The sequence below is a fragment of the Bradyrhizobium sp. CCBAU 051011 genome, assembly GCF_009930815.1.
Classification (GTDB): domain Bacteria; phylum Pseudomonadota; class Alphaproteobacteria; order Rhizobiales; family Xanthobacteraceae; genus Bradyrhizobium.
The window spans coordinates 349,944-371,549 of the sequence record NZ_CP022222.1 but is presented as its reverse complement, the minus strand read 5'-3'; the positions used below and the strand labels follow the sequence as shown (position 1 = coordinate 371,549).

The following is a 21,606-nucleotide window of genomic DNA, read 5'->3' as shown; positions in this document are numbered from 1 at the left end:
AGGATGCGATCTCACTGATATGACGGCGCTTTGTGTATCCGGCAGTCGTACGGCACGTTGCCGTCGTGGCCGGCGGCCGCCTTGATGTTGGCATTGAAGTACTGACCCATCGATGGCGCATTCAGCAGCGCATCAATCGTGTCCTTCGGCACATCGCAATATTGGTGGTAGGCCGCGTGGCGCTGGATAAGCATGCGCCGGCTCTCGGTATCGTAGCACACTCGGCTGATGACACTGCTGCGGGTGACGTCCTGACAGGTGAATGGCGCAAGATCGACCGGGCCGCGGTCCTTGACGTCAATGATCTCCGCTTCCTCCCAGGGCGCGGTGAAAAGCAGCGCGAGCATGAAAGCGAGACGGGTCACTTCGTTTCCGGCACCGGCATCGGGGACGCAGAAGTCTGCACCCTGACCGGCGAGACAACAAGCGCCGGGTGCTGGCGCTGTCGCGATCCCGCCGGCGCATATGTGGAAGCGAGACCGTTGCGTCACCGGGGGTTTTCGTCCTCGGCCGATCCGCCTATCGTTGCGTTCAAGCGGGCTGCATCCAAAATCCCGCGAGGGAGAGCCAGGTCATGAAAATCAGGAGCGTTCGCGCCCGCGTCCTTGAAGCGGCCCTCTCGCAGCCCTTTGCCTACTCCCGCGCCTGGTATGACACGCGCGCCGCAATGGTAGTCGAAGTCGAGACCAGTGACGGCCTGACCGGCTGGGGCGAATGCTACGGGCCGGCGCGGATCACCGCAGCGGCGGTCGAAAGCGTGACGCCGCTATTGGTCGGCGAGGATCCGCTGCGAACCGATTTTCTGTGGCGAAAAGTCTATTCCGCGCTGCGCGACCACGGCCAGAAAGGCGTGGTCATCGAGGCGCTGAGCGGAATCGATATCGCGCTCTGGGATATCAAGGGAAAATTTTTCGGCGTTCCCGTCCACCAATTGCTCGGAGGTGCGAGCCGAAGCCAGGTGCAGGCCTATGCGACGGGACTCTACCGGCGCAAATCCGGCGATCCGCTGCGCTATCTGCCGGATGAGGCGGCGGGCTACGTCGCCGAAGGATTCAAGGCGGTGAAGCTGAAAGTCGGCTTCGGCGTGGAGGAAGATGCCGCGGTGACGCGCGCCGTGCGGGAGGCGATCGGGCCCGGCATTGCGCTGATGGTCGACGCCAACCATGCCTATGATGCGACGGCTGCGATCCGTCTCGGCCGGATGATCGAGCGCTATGACATCGGATGGTTCGAGGAGCCGGTGCCGCCGGAGGATCTCGCAGGGTACCGCGAGGTGAAAGCCGCGATCTCGATTCCGGTCGCCGGCGGCGAATGCGAATTCACGCGGTTCGGCTTCCGCGATGTGCTGGTGTCACGCGCGATGGACATCATCCAGCCCGATACCTGCGCGGCGGGCGGGCTTTCCGAATGCAAGAAGATTGCCGACATGGCCGAGGCGTTCGGTATCAGGTACAACCCGCACGGCTGGGGGACGGGGGTTGCGATCGCCGCATCGCTGCAGCTCCTTGCCGTCCTGCCGTCGCACACGCCGCGGTCGCTGGCGCCGCTCGAGCCGATCCTGGAATTCGACCGCACCGAGCACCCGATTCGCCAGGCGATCCTCACCCGGCCGATCGAACATTCGGGCGGCCTCGTTGCCGTACCGGATGGGGCCGGGCTCGGCATCGAGATCGACCGCGACGCGCTGATGCGATTTGCGGTGAGGTGACGTGAGGGCCGTTTGCCCGTTAACGGGCATATGGCGCCGTCCTGGAAATTCCGGTGCGACGCGTTCGTGAGCGAGCGCGTCAGCCGGGATGCAGGAAAAGTGCGAGCAGGAGAATGATCGATAGCGGCACGCCAGTCAGCCAGAAAAGTGCGCTCTTAACAGACATAATCCTGCCCTCCCGGGGGCCAAGACAACTGTCGATCCGAACTTTGGTTCCTAGGCCAGGGCTTTCTTGTTGACGCCTTTGCGAAGCGCGACCGTGTTGAGCTTGGTATTGGCGGCCTTCTCTTCGTTGAGGTTGGTCGTCAGGAAGCGAACGACGTCGGGGCGTGACCGTCGGCGGCGGCGTGCGCTACATCGGCGAGTCCTGGGACGGCGCCGACAAAATCCGCACGCCTGATTACACGCTGTTCGACGCCATGATTCGCTACGAAAACCGGGCCGTGGCGCTTTCAGGTCAACGCCAGCAACTCTTGCCGACAAGCGCCATGTCACTACGTGCCTCGCCCGTGGCGACTGCTTCTTCGGGATCGGTCGCACCGTGCTGGGTAGCGCAACGTACAGGTTCTAAACTAGCTGGCGTCAGGAAGGGGCGGGCGGCTTACGCCCGCTTCGCCCGATACGTCGCCAAAAACATCCGCGTCGCGCTGTCGACGACGCGCGCGATGCGCTCCGCCGATGGCGCGGGCTCGGCTTGGAACACGAACGGCAGAAACAGCGTCGCCTGGCACATCTGCAGGAACTGCGCGGCGGCAAGCTGGCAGTCGTCGATCGCCAGATCGTTCGGCCGGACATGCGCCTGCAGATAATCGGCGAGACGGTTGATCGTCTTCGCCAGCACGTTCGCGTAGAACTGGCGCCCCACATCCGGCATCCGCTCGGCGATCGCCATGACTGTGCGGATCGACGATCCGCCGCCCGGGCGGCATATCGAACCGATATAGGTCTGGCCGAATTCCCGCAGGGTGGTCTCGACATCGCGTTTGGGGTCGAGATTGTAGGCGATCTTGCCCTTTTCGAGCGCTTCGTCCTCGAGGATGGCTTCGAACAGCCGGCTCTTGTCGGCGAAGTAGACGTAAAGCGTGCCCTTGGAAACCCCGGCAGCGCGGGCGATCTCGTTCATGCTCGCCCCATCAAAGCCCAGATCCATGAACACCTTTCGCGCGCCATCCAAAATCTGGCGGCGCTTGGCGCTATCCTCCTCGCCCAAGGGGTGAATGGAGTTTGATGTGGGTGCAACCATTGGTTTATCTTCTCGCGAAAGAATTCAACCCGTGATGCAGGCCGGCAGATGCCTTCGCTTTATGGTCTACTCCTGAATGGTTATGTTGACCGAACCGTTCGGTCAAGGCTACATTTTGTCCCGATGGTGCCGGCGCGAAGCTTCGCTGGTGCTGCGCGTTCTTATGGGGAGGCTCGGTGATGGCCGGAGCGAGAGATCAGGCCGCGCGCGTTGTTCGCACCGGACCTGAAACGGCGGAGGATGAAGCCGACGTCGCGGCTCAGCTGCGCCTTGCTGCGGAAGAGGCAAGGCGCCGCTCTGCGGATGCGCCCGGCGCGCCGGTAACGGAACAGCCGGTTGAGTCGCCCGCCGGCGCCGCCGCGGCACCGGCGAAACCAGGCAAGCGCAAGTTCGTCATGATGGGCGTGCTCGGCTTGCTCGCGCTCGCGGCCGCCGGTTACGGCGTCTACTACGTTCTCGTCGGCCGCTTCTATGTCTCGACCGACGATGCCTATGTTCGCGCCAACAACACCACGCTCGGCGCCCGAGTCTCAGGCCATGTCGCGGCGATCCTGCCGCGCGACAATTCGCTGGTTCGCGCCGGCGACGTGATTTTCAGGATCGACGACGGCGACTATCGCATCGCGGTGGAAGCCGCGCGCAGCAAGATCGCAACGCAAGAGGCCGTCATCGACCGCATCGGCCGTCAGGTCACCGCGCTCGAAAGCGCCGTTGAGCAGACCAAGGCGCAGCTCGCTTCCGCGGAAGCCGCGATGAAGCGGGCCGGTCTCGACTTCGATCGCCAGCAGACGCTGAGCACCAAGGGGTTTGCCTCGCGCGCCGCTTTCGAGGTCTCAGAAGCCAGCCGCGATCAGGGCGTCGCTGCGGTGAGGTCGGCGCAGGCGGCCCATGACGCCGCACGCGACAATGTCGAGGTGACGAAAGCGCAGCAGGCCGAGGCCCGCGCGCAGCTTGCGGAATTGCAGACCCAGCTTGCCAAGGCCGAGCGCGACCTTGCCTTCACCGCGGTGCGCGCGCCTGTCGACGGCACTTTTTCCAATCGTTTGGTCAATGCCGGCGATTTCATCCAGGCCGGGCAGCGGCTCGCCAATATCGTGCCGCTCAATGACGTCTTCATCGACGCCAACTACAAGGAAACCCAGCTCAAGCGCATCCGTCCCGGCCAGCCGGTGAAGATCTCGGTCGACGCCTATGGTCATCGCAAGTTCGCCGGCGTCGTCGACAGCATTTCGCCCGCTGCGGGATCGGTGTTCACGCTGCTGCCGCCGGACAATGCCACCGGGAATTTCACCAAGATCGTGCAGCGGCTGCCGGTTCGCATTCGCGTGCCGAAGGAGGTCGCCAGGCAGAACCTGCTGCGCGCCGGCATGTCGGTCTACACCACCGTCGACACCCGCGAGGGCGCGCCCGACGCCGACAGCGAAGCGGACCTCGACGCGCCCGGGACGGTTCAACCGAACTAATTCTTCTTAAAAGCCCTGGGCGAAGCGCCCGGCGTATTCCGAGTTGACCATGGCTGACGCCAGCACCGCATCGCCTTCGATGATAAACGCCGCGGCCGATGACCATGTCCCGCCGCGGCGGCTGTTCGCGTTTCTCATCATGGTGTTCGGGATGTTCATGTCGATCCTGGACATCCAGATCGTCTCGGCGTCGCTGCAGCAGATTCAGGCGGGGCTTTCCGCCAGCTCCAGCGAAGTATCGTGGGTGCAGACCTCGTATTTGATCGCCGAGGTGATCGCGATCCCGCTCTCCGGCTTCCTGTCGCGCGCCTTCGGCACGCGTCTGTTGTTTGCGATTTCCGCTTCCGGCTTCACCGTCGCAAGCTTCTTCTGCGGCTTCGCCTCGACCATCGAGCAGATGATCCTGTGGCGCGCGATCCAGGGATTTTTGGGCGCAGGCATGATCCCCACCGTGTTTGCATCCGCCTACACGGTGTTTCCGCGCTCCAAGTTTCACATCGTCGGCCCGATCATCGGGCTGGTCGCCACGCTGGCGCCGACCATCGGACCGACGGTCGGCGGAATAATTACCGACATGATGTCGTGGCACTGGCTTTTCTTCATCAACATCGTTCCCGGCATCGGAATCACCATCGGCGTGTGGATGCTGTGCGATTTCGACCGGCCCAATTTTGCGCTGCTCGATCATTTCGACTGGTGGGGCCTGTTGTTCATGGCGGGCTTCCTCGGCACGCTCGAATATGTGCTGGAGGAGGGGCCGCAGTCGCAATGGCTGGAAGACACCTCGGTGGCGGTGTGTGCGGCGATCTGCGCGGTCTCGGCCATCGCCTTTTTCTGGCGCGTGCTGACCGCGCGCGAGCCGATCGTCGATATCAGGACCTTCACCGACCGCAATTTCGGCGTCGGCTGCCTGATCTCGTTCTGCGTCGGAATCGGGCTTTACGGCCTCACCTACATGTATCCGCGCTATCTCGCCGAAGTGCGCGGCTACAGCCCGCTGATGATCGGCGAGACCATGTTCGTCTCCGGCGTCGCCATGTTCCTCACCGCGCCGATCGTCGGGCGGCTGATGGCGAAGTACGACATGCGCTATCTGATCGCGATCGGCCTGGTGCTGTTCGCGCTCGGCTCCTACCAGATGACCTGGATCACCAAGGAATATGATTTCTACGAATTGCTGCTGCCGCAGATTTTGCGCGGCGCCGGCATCATGCTGGCGATGGTGCCGACCAATACGATCGCGCTCGGCACGCTGGCGCCGGAGCGGGTGAAGAACGCTTCCGGCCTCTTCAACCTGACGCGCAACCTCGGCGGGGCGGTGGGCCTGGCCGTCATCAACCAGGTGCTGAACGAGCGTACCGACCTGCACATCGCCCGCCTGCACGACCGCGTCACCTGGGGCAATGCCACCGCGGTCGAGACGCTCAACATGTTCACCCAGCGCCTGCAGGGCATGGGCGATGCCGCGCTGATGGCGATGAAGCAATTGTCGCAGATCGTGCACCGCCAGGCCGTGGTCATGGGCTATGGCGACGCCTTCTTCATGCTCACCGTGTTCTATTTCGGCCTGAGCCTGCTCGTGCTCACGCTCAAGAAGCCTTCCGCCACGGTGATCGGCGGCGACGCGCATTGAGCGAAGATGCAACCACGCGCGATCACGCGCTTGTCATGTTGCAAATCACCCGTGATGCATTTATAAGCAGCGGCATTGTCGCTCGCACCGGGGAGATTTGCATGATTTCGATGTATTCGCAGATCGCGTCCTCGCGTCCGATGCCCGTGCTGGTTTTTCGGTCGCGTTGCTGAGCGCGATCTCCGCCGGCCCTGATCGGGACTGACGCCCGATCTTTCCAGGCTTCCCAACGACTTAACGACAGTTTTCAACGACGCATGCGTCTGGCCTCTGGCCGTCGCGCCGTCATTTCAGATGGAGCCGGCGTGTGCCTTGCGCGCAGCCGGATGACGCCATGACCGTTCATCAAGACAAGCGTCCCGCCGCTATACGTGTGGTGATTCCGTTCGTGTTCCGCCACTGGCTGCAGCAGCCCGGCCGCGCCGCCGTGGTCTCCGGCGGACTGCTCGGCGCGACCGCGGCCGACCTGTTCATGCCGATCTTCTCCGGCCGTCTGGTCGATGCGCTGACGCTGGGCACCTCCGATCCGGCGGCGCGGCATGCTGCGTTCGTCGCATTCGGCGGTATCGTCGCGCTGGGCCTTATGTCGATGATCCTGCGGCTGACCGGTCTGCAGGCGATCGTGCCGTTCACGCTGAAGACGATGTCGGACGTGTCGCGCGACGCTTTCGCGCGCGTGCAGCGCTTCTCGACCGACTGGCACGCCAACTCGTTTGCCGGTTCGACCGTGCGCAAGATCACGCGCGGCATGTGGGCGCTCGATCTGTTGAACGACACCATCTTGATGGCGCTGATGCCTTCGCTATTGGTGCTGGTCGGCTCGATGATCCTGCTTGGGTTGCACTGGCCGGTGCTCGGCGCGGTGATTGCGGTCGGCACCGTGATCTATGTCTCGATGACGATGGCTTTCTCGGTGAACTATATCGCGCCAGCCGCGCGCGTCTCCAACGCCTGGGACACCAAGGTTGGCGGCACGCTGGCAGACGCCCTGACCTGCAATGCGGTGGTAAAATCCTTCGGCGCGGAAGCGCGCGAGGACGCGCGGCTGGCCGGCGTCGTCAGCCGGTGGCGCACGCGCGTGCGCAGGACATGGTATCGCTACAACTACACGAGCACGGCGCAGCTCGCGGTGCTGCTGTGCTTCCGCGCCTCCGTGATCGGCGGGGCGATCCTGCTGTGGATTGCCGGCCGCGCCACGCCGGGCGACGTCACCTATGTGCTGACCAGCTACTATATCATTCACGCTTACCTGCGGGACGTCGGCATGCACATCAACAATCTGCAACGTTCGGTCAACGACATGGAGGAGCTGGTTGCGATCCATGACGAGCCGATCGGCATTGCCGATGCGCCGGATGCGAAGCCGATCGACATCCAGGGCGGCCGCATCGTGTTCGACGACGTGACGTTCCATTACGGCGGCCATCGCGCACCGCTGTATGACGGCCTGTCGGTGGAGATTCGCGCGGGCGAGCGGGTCGGTCTGGTCGGCCGCTCCGGCTCCGGCAAGACCACCTTCGTCAAGCTGGTGCAGCGGCTCTACGACGTCAGCGGCGGCAAGATCCTGATCGACGGTCAGGACATCGCGCTGGCGACGCAGCATTCGCTGCGCAGCCAGATCGCGATCGTGCAGCAGGAGCCGATCCTGTTTCACCGCACGCTGGCCGAGAACATCGCCTATGGCAGGCCGGGCGCCAGCATGGCGGCGATCGAGCAGGCGGCGCGGCTCGCCAATGCGCATGAGTTCATCCTGCGGCTGCCGAAAGGCTACGGCACGCTGGTCGGCGAGCGCGGGGTCAAGCTGTCGGGCGGCGAGCGGCAGCGCGTCGCGCTGGCGCGCGCGTTCCTGGCGGACGCGCCGGTCCTGATCCTGGACGAGGCGACCTCGAGCCTCGATTCGGAATCGGAAGGCTTGATCCAGCAGGCGATGGAGCGGCTGATGAAGGGCCGCACCTCGATCGTGATTGCGCACCGGCTGTCGACGGTGCGCAGCCTCGACCGCATCCTGGTGTTCGACCGCGGCGAGATCGTCGAGCAGGGCACCCATGCCGTGCTGACGACGCGCCCCGGCGGCATCTATCGCGGCCTGTTCGAGCTGCAGGCCACCGAGTTCGGCCGCATCACGGCGGCCGAGTAGGAGGCCCGCTGTTGCGGAGCCGCTCGATGCCGGAATATATTTCCGGCATCGAGAGGGCTCGTGCGATGGGCTGGTTTCGAAAAGATCCGCAGCCGGACATCTGGGAAGTTGCCGGCGACGAGCCGCTGGACGATATCGCCGCGGCGCACAGGATCCGCGACATCTGCGCTGTGGCCGGGGCCATCGCGGAAAAAATGGCGGCCGGTGGCCGCCATGCCGAGAAGGATCGGGCCGTCGATGCCGCGCGATATCAGGCAGCGATCAAATGCACGCTCGAAATCGCCACGAAAATCTCCGATGACGCCATGCGTGACGCCTCGCTCGGCCAGATCATCCGGCTATGCGTGAAGGTCGAGCATCTGAAGACCGCGCGCGTGCTGCTTCGGGCTATCCATTCAGAGAAAAGCCGCGCCGAACTGATGGCAGATCATCCGGTGCTCAGGGATCAGGACGCCACGAGCTGAGGCGGCTCGCGGTCTCGCTGCGGCGGTGCGGGCGTGGCGGCCCCGCCGCGCGTGCGCGTCGAGATCGCGACCGTCACCACCACGGCGGCGGCAAACAGCAGGATCTGCAGCGTGATGGTTTCGTCGTTGAAGAACGCGGCCAGCGCAAAGGTGACGAAGGGCTGCAGCAACTGGATCTGCGACACCCGCGCGATGCCGCCCATTGCGAGGCCGGCGTTCCACGCAAAGAACCCGATCCATTGCGAGAACAGCGCGACATAGAGCAAGCCAAGCCAGGGCTTCAGGGCAATCTGGCCGACATCATGCGGCAGGGTCAGCGCTGCGGCGGGGATCGAGAGCGGCAGGCCGATCACGAGAATCCAGCTTATGACTTCCCAGCCCGGCATGTGCGACGTGAGCCGACCGGAGAACGCATAGCCGATGGCGGAGACGGCCACGGCGGCGAACAGCAGCAGATCTCCGGTCGAGAATGCGCCGCCGCCTTCGCGCAGCGAAAACGCGATCACCAGCGCGGCGCCCGCGAGGGAAGCGATCCAGAACAGCGGCCTCGGCCGTTCGTGGGTGATGGCGACGGCGACGAGCGCGGTGGCGATCGGCAAAATCCCGAGCACCACTCCGCCATGCGAAGCGTCGACTGTCTGCATCCCGAGCGACATCAGGAGTGGAAACAGGACGGCGACGCATAGCATCGCAATGACCAGTTGCCCCCACAGCGCACGGGGTGGCAAGGGACGACGCAATGCCAGGAGGAGCACCAGCGAGCACAGCCCGGCGATCGCGGTGCGCAGCGAGGTCAGTGCAATCGGATCAATTTCCGCAACGGCGATCCGCGTCGCCGGCAGCGTGCCGCCGAAGATCGCCATGCCGATGAAGCCCAGCACCAGGCCGAGACGCTCGCGCGAAGCAGGGGAGCTCATGACGCGATTGGTTAGCCGCTTTGCCGGTGAGCGTACAGCAATCTACTCGGAGCACATGGCGGCCATGCGCCGCTTACCTCGGAGCAATGCTGCTCCATACCAATACGACGCCTGACATAAACAGCAACGCCAGCACGACATCGTAGAAATTACGATCGTTCAGCGCGTGGTAGGTTCGCATGCCGAGTTGGGCGCCGATCAGGGTACCCGGCAAGGCCAGCATGGCCAGCCAAAGCACATCCAATTTCACGAAACCGCTGGCGATCTGCAGGATGAGCGCGGCGCCGAGCACGCTGCCGTTGAATATTTGAAAAACGCCACGGCGCTGATCCTTGGTCCAGCCGCGGATGCTGGCCCACAGGGTCGGCAGCGGGCCCGATAGGCCGGCAAGGCCGCCGAGAATGCCGCCGGCAAATCCGACGCAGACGTCGGCTATGCGGCCGCCGAAGCGAAACGCCATCGGCTTGCGGATGAAATAGAGTGCGGTGGGAAATACCAGCAGCATCACACCGACGCTCAGCTTGAAGTGTTGCGGGTCGGCGCGCTCGACCAGCAGCACCCCGATCGGCATGCCCACGAGACCGCCGGCCACGAAGGGCCAGGCCAGTTTGAAGTCGAGAACTTTCCACATCGACGGCAGCGTCGATATCTGGGACGTAACCGAACAGATCAGGACCAACGGCACGGCAATGGCCGGCGGCACGATATAGAGCCAGATCCCCAGCGCCATCAGCGCGGTGCCAAAGCCGGAGAGACCCGAAACGAAACCGCCGGCGAGCGCGCCGGCCAACAAGATGGCGTAGGTGGATGCGTCCACTCTTCTCTTTCCTCCCGTCATTCCGGGGATGGTCCGAAGGACCAGACCCGGAATCTCGAGATTCTCTGATGTGCAACCGCACATCCCAGTTCGCATCTTCGATGCGCCCCGGAATGACAGTGACGATTTTGCAGCGACGTTTACACGACGAAGCTAGCAGGTACTATCGCAATCGAAGCCTTCAACAACAACCCGGTGGAAACGGTCCGATGAGCGCAACTCCCTCGAAAACCTTCCTCGTCTGTCACGGCGCATGGTCCGCGGGCTGGGCCTGGAAGAAGATGCATCCGCTGATGCAGGCCGCCGGGCATCGCCTGATCACGCCGAGCTACACCGGCCTTGGCGAGCGCGCGCATCTGGCTAGTCCGGCGATCGATCTCAATTCGCATATCGAGGACATGCTTGCCGGCAACAGGTATGAAGACCTGCGCGACATCGTGCTGATCGGCCACAGCTATGGCGGCATGGTCGCGACCGGTGTCGCCGACCGCGCCCGCGACAAGGTCAGGCAGCTCATCTATATCGACGCCTTCGTGCCCGAAGGCGGGCAATCGCTGCTCGACCTGAACGAGGCGGCGCGGGCGCGGATGCAGGAGCTCGCAACGAGCGGCGACGGCTGGCGCGTGCCGCCGAACCCGACGCCGCCGGATACTGCGCCCGCCGACGTCGAATGGCTCAGCGCACGCCGCGTCGACATGCCGATCAAATGCTTTGAAACAAAATTCAAGCTGCAGGGCGGGCCGCTGACCTTGCCGCGCAGCTATATCTACGCGACCCGCATCACGCCGGCCGACACGTTCGGGCCGTTCGCCAAAATGACGAAGGGGGATGCGGCCTGGAGCTATTACGAGATCGACACCAGCCATTCGCCGAATGTCACCGCGCCGGAAGCGCTGATGGCGTTGCTGCAGAAGATTGCGGGGTAGTCCCGTAGCCCGGGTGGAGCGCAGCGCAACCCGGGGTCTGCGCGCCACGGCCCGAGAATCCCGGATTGCGCTGCGCTTCATCCGGGCTACGAGACACCTCTGCGAGGATTGACTCTCCACCATCCGCTCAACAAGGTAGGCCTCCGCGGAGGGCAAGGCCATGGCGGCCAGAACGACGGCAGTCATCGAGAGGTGGTCGACCGGTCTGGTCGAGCCGGAACGGCGCCTGGATTATTGGATCGGCGCCGTCTGCGAATGTTTTCTCGAAATGGATATCACGACGCAGGTTCGATCAGGCTTCGACTGCTCCGTTCAGCGCGGGCAACTCGACACGATCGGCATCAACCACGTGCAAGGCTCGGCGCAGCACGTCTACCGTCGGAAAGCCAGCGTCGCCCGCAGCACTGCCAACTACTATTACCTGCTGTGCAAGACCGACAACGACTGGACGGTCATGCAGAACGGTCACGCGTCGCGGATGCGGCCGATGGATCTCGTCCTGCTGGATTCCCGGCGCTGCTATGAATTCAACTTTCCGGTGAACGCGGACACGCTGTCGCTGGAGCTGCCGATCCATTGGGTCGAATCGTGGATATCAGATCCGGAGCGGCGCATTGGGCAGCGCATCGACGGTCGCGCCGGCTGGGGTGCGGCGCTCAGCGCATTTGCCTGCCAATTGACTCCGCAGCTCGCCACGGACCGGCCGCTGCCGGCGCGGGTGTTGACCGACCAGCTCGGCGCGCTGCTGGCGCTTGGGTTCAGCAGCGAGATTCCGGCTACACCCGCCGAGCAGCGTGATGCGGCAAGACTCCTGGACCAGATCGGCCGTGTCATAAGGCTGCGCTACGCCGAACCGGGGCTGACGGCTGTGGTGGTCGCTGAGGATTTGCGTGTCTCGGAGCGGACCTTGCACCGCTGCCTCAACAAAGCGGGCCTGACGTTCAGCGGACTGCTCAATGATTGCCGGATGGCGGCGGCGCGCAGGATGCTGAGCGAGCCGCGGTTCGATCGCATCAGCGTCGGCGGTATCGGGCTGCGGGTTGGGCTATCAGATCCATCCCACTTCATCCGTCAGTGCCGAAAGTTTCTCGGCATGACCCCGGGCGCATTCCGGCGGCAGCGCTGACGCATTATTGTAGCATCCCTTGGCGCAATCAGGCGACAACGGTGGCCGAATTCGGCCATCGGGGACGAGACGCCATCTCTATCAAGGTTCGATTTGTCGAAATCGAGGGGAGACGGCAATGGCAGACACTTATGTACTGGTTCACGGCGCGTGGCACACCGGCGCGGAAATGGAAGCGGTGGCCGGACATCTGCGAAAGAGCGGCCATGTCGTGCATTGCCCGACGGTGGCCGGCAACAACAGGGACGACGATCGCGAGAAGACTGGCCTCGAGCAGGCGATCTCATCGATCGTCGCCTACATCGAGGCGAACAATCTGCGCGACATCCGCCTGGTCGGCCACTCCTATGGCGGGATGGTAATCTCGGGTGTCGCCGACCGCCTGACGGACAGAGTCAAGCGGCTCGTCTACGTCAACGCCTTCGTGCCCTTGGACGGGGAATGCCTCAACGACATGGTGCCGCCGCATTATGTCGGCCTGTTCGATGCGGTGGCCGCCGCCAACAACGGCGCTGTGATGCTGCCGTTCGAAATCTGGCGCGATGCCTTCATCAACGATGCCGACCTCGAACTGGCAAAATCCGCCTATGCCAAACTGAACCTGCATCCCTACAAGACCTTCACCGACAGGATCGCGCTGAAGCGCCCGCTGGCGGAATTGCCGGTCGGCAAATCCTACGTCAATTGCCGGCAGGACATCGCCTTGCCGCACGGCATGCCATGGCATCCGCGATTGTCGGAGCGGCTGGGGCTGTTCCGCCTGGTCGAATGCGACGGCAGCCATGAAATGTTCTTCAGCAATCCGGCGCGGCTGGCGCAGGCGATCGGCGAGGCGGGGCGCGATTGAGGTCGTTGCGTGCGCGAATGGCGAGGGGCCCGGCGTGTTTCGCCGAGCCCCTCATTCATCAGATATCAGCCAGCCTGTAAGCCGGGTTCTGTAGGGCACCATTCTTGCGAATGGTACGTGACGGCCATTCCTCTGGGACCATGCTTGCACATGGCCTCGAGCAACCTACCCGGACGGCGGGCCTGACATCACCCTGCGGTGTTATCGCCTTGCGGCGAACTTACCGCGTTGCCGTCCCTATTCGGTTTTGCTCCCGGTGTGGTTTGCCATGCCGTTTCCGTTGCCGGATACGCGGTGCGCTCTTACCGCACCTTTTCACCCTTGCTGCCCCCGCCCTTTCGGGTGGGGAAGCGGTTCGTTCTCTGTGGCACTTTCCCTGGGGTTGCCCCCGCCGGACGTTATCCGGCACCGTATGTCGATGGAGCCCGGACTTTCCTCCCCCGCAGCCTTTCGACCATAGCGGGAGCGGCCGTCCGGCCGACTGACGGCTTACGAATGGGGACTCCGGCGCGCCGCGTCAAGCGACCGCGATGGTTAATTGGGTTCCATGTGCACGATTTTGACAGACGCTGCACGGCGGCATTTGATGCCGGTGAGCATAGGCTAGGGGGTGACGCCCGATGAATATTCCTGCCGGTCTTGGCGAAGCCCTGCTGCATAGCTCCTCCGACGCGATCATCGCGACCGATCGTGAGGGCCACATCACGTTCTGGAATCCCGGCGCCGAACGGATCTTCGGATTTTCGGCCGGCGAGACCATCGGCCAATCGCTCGACCTTATTATCCCCGAGAATTTGCGCGCGCGGCACTGGGCTGGCTTTCGTCACACGATGGAAACGGGAACGAGCCGTTACGGCCAGGGCGACATGCTGTCGGTGCCTGCGCTGACCAGCGATGGACGCCGCATCTCAGTCGAATTCACGATCGTGTTGCTGCGGGACTCGTCGCAGGAGGTCGCGGGCACCGTGGCTGTCATGCGCGACGTGACGAATCGGTTTGAGGAAGTCAGGGAGCTGAGGCGTAAGCTTGCGGAGGCCGGCGGGAAGTCTTGAATGTCCGCTGGCATTGTTCATGTTTCCGATGTCCCTCCTTGGGGGCGGCCTACCGCCAAAAATAAATTTCCGCGACGATGTCGTTTTGCGGGAAGTTCATTCGACTGGGTGTCGGCGATCCAGCCGGTCAGAAGGAGTTTCAAAATGCAGTATCTGTTGTTGATCTATCGAAACGAAGCCGAGCAGGCAAAGATGGACGCTTCCGAGCTCCAGAAGATGACGGCGGAATACCGCGCATTCACCCAATCCATCATCCAGAGCGGCAACTTCAAGGCCGGCGACGCCCTGCAAATGACAGCGACGGCTACCACCGTGCGCGTTCGCGACGGCAAGATGTTGACCACGGACGGTCCGTTTGCAGAGACGCGCGAGCAGCTCGGCGGCTATTATCTGGTCGAGGCCAAGGATCTCGATACCGCGCTGGGCATTGCCGCCAGGATTCCCACCGCCAAGGTTGGTTCGATCGAGGTCAGGCCGATCATGGCCTATGATTGACATCCAGCGATGGCATGACACCACGCGAGATCGAGAAAATATTCCGCGACGAGGCGGGGCGGGCGCTGTCCACGCTGATCCGCCTCGTCGGCGATTTCGATCTGGCTGAGGATGCCTTGCAGGATGCGTTTGCGGCAGCGCTCGAACGTTGGCCTTCCGCCGGCGTGCCGTCCAATCCGCGCGCTTGGCTGGTCAATGTCGGCCGGAACAAGGCGGTCGATCGTGTCAGGCGCAACATTGCGTTCCGCGGCAAGCAGCAGGAATTGACGCATGATTTGTTGCTCAATGCGTCAGGGCCGTACGCGTACGAGCCATCCGACGGCGGGTTCGACGACGACGTGCTCCGGCTGATCTTTACCTGCTGCCATCCGTCCTTTGCCGCCGAAGTGCAGGTCGCACTGACGCTCAAAACGGTGTGTGGCCTCACCACGGCCGAGGTCGCGCGCGCGTTTCTCGCAAGCGAGGAAGCGATGGCGCAGCGCCTGCTGCGCGCCAAGCAGAAGATCCGTCTCGCCGGCATCCCTTACGAGGTTCCGGAACGCGAAGCGCTGGAGCCACGCCTGCGCGGCGTGCTCGCCGTGATCTATCTCGTCTTCAGCGAAGGCTACGCAGCAACCTCCGGAGCGGAGCTGATGCGGCCGGATCTGGCGCGCGAGGCGATCCGGCTGGCGCGGTTGCTCGATGCGCTGATGCCGAGCCGTGGCGAGACCAAAGGGTTGCTGGCCCTGATGCTGTTGCACGATGCGCGCCGCGCCGGACGCCAGACCGCCGGCGGTGACATCGTGCTGCTGGAAGAGCAGGACCGCAGCCTGTGGGACCAACGCCAGATCGCCGAGGGCTTGGTGCTGGTTGAAGACGCGTTGCGGATGCCGGGGCGGCCGCAGCCTTACGCGGTGCAGGCGGCGATCGCTGCGCTGCATGCGCGTGCGACCAGTTATGAAGATACCGACTGGCCACAGATCGCCGGTCTCTATGAAGTGCTGCTGCGGATCAGCCCGTCGCCGGTGATCGAACTCAACCACGCCGCGGCCATCGCGATGGTCGACGGGCCGGCGAGGGCGCTCGATCTGGTCGATGCGCTGGACGCGCGGGGCGGGCTGAAAGGCTATGAATTGCTGCCGGCCGTACGCGCCGATTTGCTGCGCCGGCTGCATCGGCACGACGCGGCGCGCGAAGCCTATCTGGCGGCGACGGCGGCAACGCAGCTCGAGCCGTTGCGGCGGTACTATGCGCGGCGGATTGCGGAGCTGGATTCGTAACCGTCATTCCCGGGCTTGTCCCGGGCATCCCCGTCTTCCTCTTCGGCTTGAGCCAAAGACGGTCGCAATGTATCAAGCTACTGCTGTCAACCTGCCATCGACATCTGGGTTTGCGCAAAGCAGACGCTTGCGAATGGCCTCTTCAACAAGCGCGAGCGCTTCCTTGGCTTGTCGCGCTTCGGCTTCAGCCACTTCGGCACGAAGTTCTACAGCCGTCAGCTTATCCTTTTGGGCTTCAATACACGACCGGGCCTGTTCTAGTGCTTTGCACGCATATTGCAGCTTATGTTCGGCGGTGATGATGAGTTCACGTTGCGCCCGCTCGGCGGCCTCAGCTCGCATTTCGGCAAGCTGCAATCTTTCCAAGGCGCTGCTGCAAAGCGATTGGGCGTGGGCTTCGGTCTCGCGAGCATGCGCTTCCATACTGCGGAAGACAGCGGCCGCTTGATAAACCATATCGAGGGCTGTTGCTCCCTTGTCGGGTGCCGACGCTGGGGGAAAGCTCAGGACGTTCTCGTCCTCTTCAGTTGACGCTCTGGAATTACGCTGCGCCATAATTCAAACCCCGTCGCGAACACACGCACACACAGACACACGAGCAGCATCATGAAAAGCTATGGTTAACGGATGGTTAACACCGTCGCCGCCTTAAGGCTGCAGCCTCTCGTCCACCAAGCTGCGAACAGCTATCCTTCCGGCACCCCGGCGATGCGCATACTCTCGTAAACGCGCTCGCGTTTGACGAGGAAGGTCGGATCATCGCTCGGTGTATTGGCGCGGAACCTGCTGATGGTGAAGCACCGATCGAGCGCAAGTCCGGCCTGCACAGCGGCCCTCGCCTTGTCCCGCACCCCAAGCAGCGCCAGCGCGGGGACGTCGATGGCCGGGACAAGCCCGGCCATGACGAGAGGTCTAAGATCGGAGGAGCTAACTACTTCGCCGCAGCCACCGTCGTCGCATCCGCCGGCAGGCTCGCCAGCAGCGCGTGCAGCGTGCTCATGGTCGAGTGATCGGCGATGCCGTCGACGCGGGCGGGGCGGAAGTGGCGCTGGAAGGCGGTGACCACTTCCATGGTCGGACCGTCGAACTTGCCATGGGTCGGGACGTTGTAGCCGTATTTGGCCAGCGCCGCCTGCATGTTGGCGACGTCGTCGCTGATCAAGCCGAGCTTGAGCGTTTCACCGCGCACGATCGGCGCCGGCTGCACCCAATGGCCGACGCCGGAATTGGCCAGCAAGTGCCACGGGAATTTTTCGCCGGGGTCCTTCTTGCGCGCGGGAGCAACGTCGGAATGCGCGAGCACGCGATGCGCAGCGATCTTGCGGCGGAGGATGATGCCGCGGCACAGCGCGATCACGGCGGCGATCTGGCGCGACGGGAAATCCGGATAGCCCCAGTCGTGGCCGCGGTTGATGATCTCGATCCCGATCGAGCAGGAATTGATGTCTTCCTCGCCGGCCCAGGAGGAGACGCCGGCATGCCAGGCGCGCTTGGCTTCCGGCACAGACTGCACGATGCGGCCGTCTTCCAGCACGATGTAATGTGCCGATACGTCGGTTCCGGGGGTGCAGAGCTGGGCAATCGCGCCTTCCACATCCGGCATGCCGGTGTAGTGCAGCAGGATCATGTCGGCGAGGCGGCCGTTGTTGCGGTCGCCATGGTTCGGCGAGGGGATGACGTCGGAGGCGATCGAGGAATCGGGGGTAAAGGTCTTCATGTCGGCGTTGGCCCTGGGCACGGGAAGGGCGCGTTGACGCCTCGAATCAATACCAGCAGATGCGAACGAACCAGTAGTCATTTTTTAAACCCAAACGGGGCGACAGAGCGGCAACATCGTGTTCAAACGGCAATATCATTTACTGTTCATTTACGTTAGACGCGGCGCAATTGCCGGCTGAGTTCCACCTCGCATTTTGACCAGGTGTGTGCAAGGCGCATCACCATTTTTCAGCGTCTAGAATACCAGCAAAACCCGTCGGGGATCATCAACGCTTTCTTAACGCTAAGTGCCGTTACTAAGTGGTGAAGAGCCGAACCGGGTTGGGGACGGCCGAGGCCCCGTTTCACGCTCGAAATGCCATGGCAACCCAGCAAATTCCGTTTGGAAATGAGCGGGCGCGAGGCCAGGTGAGAAGCGGCAGTCGCGCGAGGGCGCGGCCTTTTGGTCGGAAAAGCCCGGCGAAGCGCAGAGATTCGAGGCGCAATGGGCCGGTTCGCGTCCAGTTTTCATATCGCAGACTGGAAAACGCCAGAGGATGGCGCATGAGCGAGGCTGCGCCACGCCATATCTCCGTGCTCGGCCGCGAGGCGGTCGCGATGCTCAATCCCAGGGACGGCGGTGTCTATGTCGACGCCACCTTCGGGGCCGGCGGCTACAGCCGCGCCATCCTCACCGTGGCGGGAACACGGGTCATCGGCATCGACCGCGACCGGTCAGCGGTTGCCGGCGGGTTCGATCTGGTCGAACAGTCCGAGGGACGGCTGACCCTGGTCGAGGACCGGTTCTCTAACCTGGCGGAAGTCTGCGCAAGCCAGGGCATCGCCACGGTGGACGGCGTCGTGATGGACGTCGGTGTTTCCTCGATGCAACTCGATCAGGCCGAGCGCGGCTTCTCGTTCCGGCTCGGCGGCCCGCTCGACATGCGGATGGGCCGTGACGGCCCGACCGCCGCCGACGTGGTGGCGAAGGCCTCCGAGGCCGATCTTGCCAACATCATCTATATCTTCGGCGAGGAACGGCATTCCCGCGCTGTGGCGCGGGCGATCGTGGCGGCGCGCAAGGAAGCGCCGATCACGACCACGCAAGCGCTCGCCGATATCGTGGGCAAGGTAGTGCGCTCCAAGCCGAACGAGATTCATCCGGCGACGCGCACGTTCCAGGGCTTACGGATCTTCGTCAACGCCGAGCTCGACGAGTTGCATCTGGCGCTTTCGGCGGCCGAACGGGTGCTGAAGCCCGGCGGGCGGCTGGTGGTGGTGTCGTTTCATTCGCTGGAAGACCGCATCGTCAAGGATTTCTTCAACGCGCGCGGCAAGACCGGCGGTGGCTCGCGCCATCTGCCCGAAGTGGCGCAGGCCGCGCCGAGCTTTCAGATCCTGACCAAGCGCCCGGTCACGCCAACGGACGCCGAAGTGGCTGCCAATCCGCGCGCGCGTTCCGCCAAGCTGCGCGCGGCCGAGCGCACCACAGCTCCCGCGCATGCGGCGGATCGCTTGCCCGCATGGCCTGTTCTCGCCGACGTGATGAGGGGAGGCTGACCGATGCGGATCATCCACTTCCTCGTCATCGGCGTTCTGGTGTTCGCGGCCGCCTATGTCTACCGGATCAAGATGGAATCGACCTCGCGCGTCGAGCGCGTGCTGCGGCTGAACGCCGAAATTCGCGAGCAGCGCGACGCCATCGCGGCGCTGCGCGCGGAATGGGCCAAGCTCGATGCGCCGCTGCGGCTGCAGGGACTGGCCGAGCGCCATCTCGGGCTGAAGCCGCTGGTCGCCACGCAATATGACCAGCTAAAGAATTTACCGGAACGGCCACCGGCATTTGCGCGGCCCGGCGCGCCCGATCCGATCGGCGCCATGATCAACACCATCGAGGCTGCCGCCGAGGCGCCGCCCACGACCGGCTCCGTTCCGGCAGCGGGAGATCAGCAATGACCGGCCGGGCGTTGACCCATACGACGAGAAAGCCTGCGGAACCGTGGCGTCAGCGCTTGATCCGCAGCCTGCTTTACGGGCGCAATGTCGATCGCGCCGCCAAGGCGCGGGCGCGTGTCGGCCTTGCGATCCTGCTGTTCGCCGCGGTCTATGCGGTGCTGGCCGGACGTCTGGTGATGTTCGCAGTCGGCGCCGACAGCCATGGCGCGCGCCGCACCGCCTCGCAGGACGCGATTGCGACCGCGCGGCCCGACATCGTCGATCGCAACGGCGAGGTGCTGGCGACCGACGTCAAGGCGCCGAGCCTGTTCGGCGAGCCCCGGCGCATCATCGACAAGGACGAGGCGATCGAGCTGTTGACCGCGGCGCTGCCGGACCTCGATACCGCAGAGGCGCGTGCGCGCCTCTCGTCGCGCAAGGGTTTTGTCTGGCTGAAGCGCGAGATCTCGCCGAAGCAGCAGCATGACATCCACAAGCTCGGCATTCCCGGCATCGGTTTCCTGCGTGAGAACAAGCGCGTCTACCCGACCGGCGCGGCCGTTGCCCATCTGATCGGCCTCGTCAACATCGACAACGCGGGCATCGCCGGAATGGAGAAGTGGCTGGATAATAACGGTCTGGCCGATCTGCACCGCGCCGGCTTTGCCACCGATCGGCTGCAGAAGCCGGTGGAACTGTCGATCGACTTGCGCGTCGAGCACGCGCTACGCGATGAATTGCTGAAGGCGAAGGAGAAGTACAAGGCCAAGGCGGCTTCCGGCCTCGTCTCCAATGTCAGGACCGGCGAGATCGTGGCCCTGGTGTCGCTGCCGGATTTCGATCCGAACAACCCGAAGGAGGCGCACGACCCTGAGCGCATCAACCGCCTGACCACGGGCGTGTTCGAAATGGGCTCGACCTTCAAGGCGTTGACGCTGGCGATGGCGCTGGATTCCGGCAAGGCCAACCTCAACACGCTATATGACGGGCGCGGGGCGTTGAAGTTCGGCAAGTTCACCATTCACGACACCCATCCGGTCGGCCGCAACATCACGCTGGCGGAAGTGTTCACCTTCTCCTCCAACGTCGGCGCGGCCAAGATCGCGCTGGCGCAGGGCGTGGAAGCGCACAAGGCGTTCCTGAAGAAGCTCGGCCAGATGGACCGTCTGCGCACCGAGCTGCCGGAAAGCGCGTCCCCGATCGTGCCGAAGCGCTGGAGCGAACTCAACACCATCACGGCTTCGTTCGGTCACGGCATCGCGGTGGCGCCGCTGCAGGCAGTGATGGGCATCAATGCCTGTATCAATGGCGGTCTTTTGATCCCTCCGACCTTCCTCAAGCGGTCGGAAGAGGAGGCGAGGGCGATGGCCAAGAAGGTGCTGCGAACCGAAACTTCCGACAAGATGCGCTATCTGATGCGGCTGAATGCCGAGATCGGAACCGCCAAGAAGGCCGACGTCAAGGGCTACTATATCGGCGGCAAGACCGGCACCTCGGAAAAGGTGGTCAACGGCCGCTATTCCAAGAAGCAGGTGCTCAACTCCTTCACCGCGATCATCCCGGCTGACAATCCGCAGTATCAGCTCCTGGTGATGCTGGACGAGCCGAAGGCGCTGCCGGAAACCCATGGCTTCATCACCTCGGGCTGGAACGCGGTGCCAACCGGCGGCAAGGTGATTGCCCGCATCGGACCGCTTCTGGGCATCGAACCGCGGTTCGATCTGCCGCCGTCCGACCGCCTTATTCTTGCGGCATCGAGGACAACCCAGTAAGGCGTATCAGGAGCATGATCCGGAAAAGTGGAAACCAGTTTTCCGACAAGATCATGCTCCCAAAATAGAGAGGATAAGATCCGATTCGGATCATTATCCTGGCAGCAGTGCTGC

General features: G+C 63.7%; 21 protein-coding genes and 1 other RNA gene. 14 read left to right on the top strand and 8 right to left on the bottom strand.

The features are described 5' to 3' along the window. Window positions 1-11: 11 nt before the first annotated feature. Window positions 12-365 carry a KTSC domain-containing protein gene (locus tag ACH79_RS01785; protein WP_246738388.1) on the bottom strand — a complete coding sequence of 118 codons (354 nt, stop codon included), beginning with the start codon at window positions 363-365 and terminating at the stop codon, window positions 12-14. A gap of 209 nt (window positions 366-574) precedes the next feature. Here ACH79_RS01785 and ACH79_RS01780 point away from each other — a divergent pair, with 209 nt between their 5' ends. Continuing rightward, window positions 575-1,708 (top strand): mandelate racemase/muconate lactonizing enzyme family protein, encoded by a 1,134-nt coding sequence (locus tag ACH79_RS01780; protein ID WP_161849482.1) that lies wholly within the window; start codon window positions 575-577, stop codon window positions 1,706-1,708. Between the two features lie 601 nt (window positions 1,709-2,309). On the opposite strand, the gene ACH79_RS01775 is transcribed toward ACH79_RS01780, so the two are convergent. Further along, window positions 2,310-2,951, bottom strand: a complete 642-nt coding sequence (locus tag ACH79_RS01775) for a TetR/AcrR family transcriptional regulator (RefSeq protein ID WP_161849481.1) — start codon at window positions 2,949-2,951, stop codon at window positions 2,310-2,312. A gap of 179 nt (window positions 2,952-3,130) precedes the next feature. Here ACH79_RS01775 and ACH79_RS01770 point away from each other — a divergent pair, with 179 nt between their 5' ends. The 4 genes from ACH79_RS01770 to ACH79_RS01755 all read left to right on the top strand — a co-directional run bounded on the left by ACH79_RS01770 (window position 3,131) and on the right by ACH79_RS01755 (window position 8,648). After that, window positions 3,131-4,414, top strand: coding sequence for an HlyD family secretion protein (locus ACH79_RS01770; protein WP_161849480.1), 1,284 nt, complete (start codon window positions 3,131-3,133; stop codon window positions 4,412-4,414). Between the two features lie 49 nt (window positions 4,415-4,463). Next, window positions 4,464-6,047 (top strand): DHA2 family efflux MFS transporter permease subunit, encoded by a 1,584-nt coding sequence (locus tag ACH79_RS01765; protein WP_161849479.1) that lies wholly within the window; start codon window positions 4,464-4,466, stop codon window positions 6,045-6,047. 334 nt (window positions 6,048-6,381) lie between these two features. Continuing rightward, window positions 6,382-8,184 (top strand): ABC transporter ATP-binding protein, encoded by a 1,803-nt coding sequence (locus ACH79_RS01760; protein WP_161849478.1) that lies wholly within the window; start codon window positions 6,382-6,384, stop codon window positions 8,182-8,184. A gap of 26 nt (window positions 8,185-8,210) precedes the next feature. Next, the gene (locus ACH79_RS01755; RefSeq protein ID WP_161849477.1) at window positions 8,211-8,648 is read left to right on the top strand and encodes a hypothetical protein; all 438 of its coding nucleotides are present in this window, start codon (window positions 8,211-8,213) and stop codon (window positions 8,646-8,648) included. Here the strand turns inward: ACH79_RS01755 and ACH79_RS01750 are convergent. Then, a complete protein-coding gene (locus ACH79_RS01750; protein ID WP_161849476.1) occupies window positions 8,630-9,565 on the bottom strand; it encodes a DMT family transporter in 936 nt (311 codons plus the stop codon). The genes ACH79_RS01755 and ACH79_RS01750 overlap by 19 nt on opposite strands. 73 nt (window positions 9,566-9,638) lie before the next feature. Further along, complete coding sequence (locus ACH79_RS01745) at window positions 9,639-10,382, bottom strand: sulfite exporter TauE/SafE family protein (protein ID WP_161849475.1); 744 nt, start codon at window positions 10,380-10,382, stop codon at window positions 9,639-9,641. A 209-nt stretch (window positions 10,383-10,591) separates the two neighbouring features. On the opposite strand from ACH79_RS01745, the gene ACH79_RS01740 reads away from it, so the two are divergent. The 3 genes from ACH79_RS01740 to ACH79_RS01730 all read left to right on the top strand — a co-directional run bounded on the left by ACH79_RS01740 (window position 10,592) and on the right by ACH79_RS01730 (window position 13,281). Then, window positions 10,592-11,308 carry an alpha/beta fold hydrolase gene (locus tag ACH79_RS01740; protein WP_161849474.1) on the top strand — a complete coding sequence of 239 codons (717 nt, stop codon included), beginning with the start codon at window positions 10,592-10,594 and terminating at the stop codon, window positions 11,306-11,308. Window positions 11,309-11,468: 160 nt separating this feature from the next. Then, window positions 11,469-12,434 (top strand): AraC family transcriptional regulator, encoded by a 966-nt coding sequence (locus ACH79_RS01735; RefSeq protein WP_161849473.1) that lies wholly within the window; start codon window positions 11,469-11,471, stop codon window positions 12,432-12,434. Window positions 12,435-12,552: 118 nt separating this feature from the next. Continuing rightward, entirely contained in the window at window positions 12,553-13,281 is a 729-nt protein-coding gene (locus ACH79_RS01730; protein WP_161849472.1) for an alpha/beta hydrolase, read from the top strand. Between the two features lie 61 nt (window positions 13,282-13,342). On the opposite strand, the gene rnpB is transcribed toward ACH79_RS01730, so the two are convergent. Further along, window positions 13,343-13,766, bottom strand: an RNA gene (rnpB, locus tag ACH79_RS01725) — RNase P RNA component class A. A gap of 135 nt (window positions 13,767-13,901) precedes the next feature. On the opposite strand from rnpB, the gene ACH79_RS01720 reads away from it, so the two are divergent. The 3 genes from ACH79_RS01720 to ACH79_RS01710 all read left to right on the top strand — a co-directional run bounded on the left by ACH79_RS01720 (window position 13,902) and on the right by ACH79_RS01710 (window position 16,087). Beyond that, complete coding sequence (locus ACH79_RS01720) at window positions 13,902-14,333, top strand: PAS domain S-box protein (RefSeq protein WP_161849471.1); 432 nt, start codon at window positions 13,902-13,904, stop codon at window positions 14,331-14,333. Window positions 14,334-14,477: 144 nt separating this feature from the next. Then, window positions 14,478-14,828 (top strand): YciI family protein, encoded by a 351-nt coding sequence (locus tag ACH79_RS01715; RefSeq protein ID WP_161849470.1) that lies wholly within the window; start codon window positions 14,478-14,480, stop codon window positions 14,826-14,828. A 14-nt stretch (window positions 14,829-14,842) separates the two neighbouring features. Beyond that, window positions 14,843-16,087 carry an RNA polymerase sigma factor gene (locus ACH79_RS01710; RefSeq protein WP_161849469.1) on the top strand — a complete coding sequence of 415 codons (1,245 nt, stop codon included), beginning with the start codon at window positions 14,843-14,845 and terminating at the stop codon, window positions 16,085-16,087. A 72-nt stretch (window positions 16,088-16,159) separates the two neighbouring features. Here the strand turns inward: ACH79_RS01710 and ACH79_RS01705 are convergent, their stop codons facing one another. The 3 genes from ACH79_RS01705 to ACH79_RS01695 all read right to left on the bottom strand — a co-directional run bounded on the left by ACH79_RS01705 (window position 16,160) and on the right by ACH79_RS01695 (window position 17,804). Continuing rightward, a complete protein-coding gene (locus ACH79_RS01705; RefSeq protein WP_161849468.1) occupies window positions 16,160-16,642 on the bottom strand; it encodes a hypothetical protein in 483 nt (160 codons plus the stop codon). A 131-nt stretch (window positions 16,643-16,773) separates the two neighbouring features. After that, a complete protein-coding gene (locus tag ACH79_RS01700; protein WP_161849467.1) occupies window positions 16,774-16,989 on the bottom strand; it encodes a hypothetical protein in 216 nt (71 codons plus the stop codon). 29 nt (window positions 16,990-17,018) lie between these two features. Beyond that, entirely contained in the window at window positions 17,019-17,804 is a 786-nt protein-coding gene (locus ACH79_RS01695) for an N-acetylmuramoyl-L-alanine amidase (protein WP_161849466.1), read from the bottom strand. A gap of 545 nt (window positions 17,805-18,349) precedes the next feature. Between ACH79_RS01695 and rsmH the strand changes: the two genes are divergently transcribed. The 3 genes from rsmH to ACH79_RS01680 are packed head-to-tail and all read left to right on the top strand — an operon-like array spanning window position 18,350 to window position 21,492. Continuing rightward, window positions 18,350-19,345 carry a 16S rRNA (cytosine(1402)-N(4))-methyltransferase RsmH gene (rsmH, locus tag ACH79_RS01690; RefSeq protein ID WP_161849465.1) on the top strand — a complete coding sequence of 332 codons (996 nt, stop codon included), beginning with the start codon at window positions 18,350-18,352 and terminating at the stop codon, window positions 19,343-19,345. Window positions 19,346-19,348: 3 nt separating this feature from the next. Beyond that, window positions 19,349-19,741 (top strand): hypothetical protein, encoded by a 393-nt coding sequence (locus tag ACH79_RS01685; RefSeq protein ID WP_065752716.1) that lies wholly within the window; start codon window positions 19,349-19,351, stop codon window positions 19,739-19,741. Then, a complete protein-coding gene (locus ACH79_RS01680) occupies window positions 19,738-21,492 on the top strand; it encodes a penicillin-binding protein 2 (protein WP_161849464.1) in 1,755 nt (584 codons plus the stop codon). The genes ACH79_RS01685 and ACH79_RS01680 overlap by 4 nt, the downstream gene beginning before the upstream one ends. Window positions 21,493-21,606: the final 114 nt, after the last annotated feature.

Bases quoted from the DNA above. Each gene is read 5' to 3' on its own strand.
- ACH79_RS01730 (WP_161849472.1), top strand. From the start codon at position 12,553: ATGGCAGACACTTATGTACTGGTTCACGGCGCGTGGCACACCGGCGCG.
- ACH79_RS01700 (WP_161849467.1), bottom strand. From the start codon at position 16,989: ATGGCCGGGCTTGTCCCGGCCATCGACGTCCCCGCGCTGGCGCTGCTT.
- ACH79_RS01775 (WP_161849481.1), bottom strand. From the start codon at position 2,951: ATGGTTGCACCCACATCAAACTCCATTCACCCCTTGGGCGAGGAGGAT.
- ACH79_RS01720 (WP_161849471.1), top strand. From the start codon at position 13,902: ATGAATATTCCTGCCGGTCTTGGCGAAGCCCTGCTGCATAGCTCCTCC.
- ACH79_RS01770 (WP_161849480.1), top strand. From the start codon at position 3,131: ATGGCCGGAGCGAGAGATCAGGCCGCGCGCGTTGTTCGCACCGGACCT.
- ACH79_RS01685 (WP_065752716.1), top strand. From the start codon at position 19,349: ATGCGGATCATCCACTTCCTCGTCATCGGCGTTCTGGTGTTCGCGGCC.
- ACH79_RS01680 (WP_161849464.1), top strand. From the start codon at position 19,738: ATGACCGGCCGGGCGTTGACCCATACGACGAGAAAGCCTGCGGAACCG.
- ACH79_RS01695 (WP_161849466.1), bottom strand. From the start codon at position 17,804: ATGAAGACCTTTACCCCCGATTCCTCGATCGCCTCCGACGTCATCCCC.
- ACH79_RS01780 (WP_161849482.1), top strand. From the start codon at position 575: ATGAAAATCAGGAGCGTTCGCGCCCGCGTCCTTGAAGCGGCCCTCTCG.
- ACH79_RS01750 (WP_161849476.1), bottom strand. From the start codon at position 9,565: ATGAGCTCCCCTGCTTCGCGCGAGCGTCTCGGCCTGGTGCTGGGCTTC.
- ACH79_RS01710 (WP_161849469.1), top strand. From the start codon at position 14,843: ATGACACCACGCGAGATCGAGAAAATATTCCGCGACGAGGCGGGGCGG.
- ACH79_RS01705 (WP_161849468.1), bottom strand. From the start codon at position 16,642: ATGGCGCAGCGTAATTCCAGAGCGTCAACTGAAGAGGACGAGAACGTC.
- ACH79_RS01765 (WP_161849479.1), top strand. From the start codon at position 4,464: ATGGCTGACGCCAGCACCGCATCGCCTTCGATGATAAACGCCGCGGCC.
- ACH79_RS01740 (WP_161849474.1), top strand. From the start codon at position 10,592: ATGAGCGCAACTCCCTCGAAAACCTTCCTCGTCTGTCACGGCGCATGG.
- ACH79_RS01755 (WP_161849477.1), top strand. From the start codon at position 8,211: ATGCCGGAATATATTTCCGGCATCGAGAGGGCTCGTGCGATGGGCTGG.
- rsmH (WP_161849465.1), top strand. From the start codon at position 18,350: ATGAGCGAGGCTGCGCCACGCCATATCTCCGTGCTCGGCCGCGAGGCG.
- ACH79_RS01735 (WP_161849473.1), top strand. From the start codon at position 11,469: ATGGCGGCCAGAACGACGGCAGTCATCGAGAGGTGGTCGACCGGTCTG.
- ACH79_RS01715 (WP_161849470.1), top strand. From the start codon at position 14,478: ATGCAGTATCTGTTGTTGATCTATCGAAACGAAGCCGAGCAGGCAAAG.
- ACH79_RS01760 (WP_161849478.1), top strand. From the start codon at position 6,382: ATGACCGTTCATCAAGACAAGCGTCCCGCCGCTATACGTGTGGTGATT.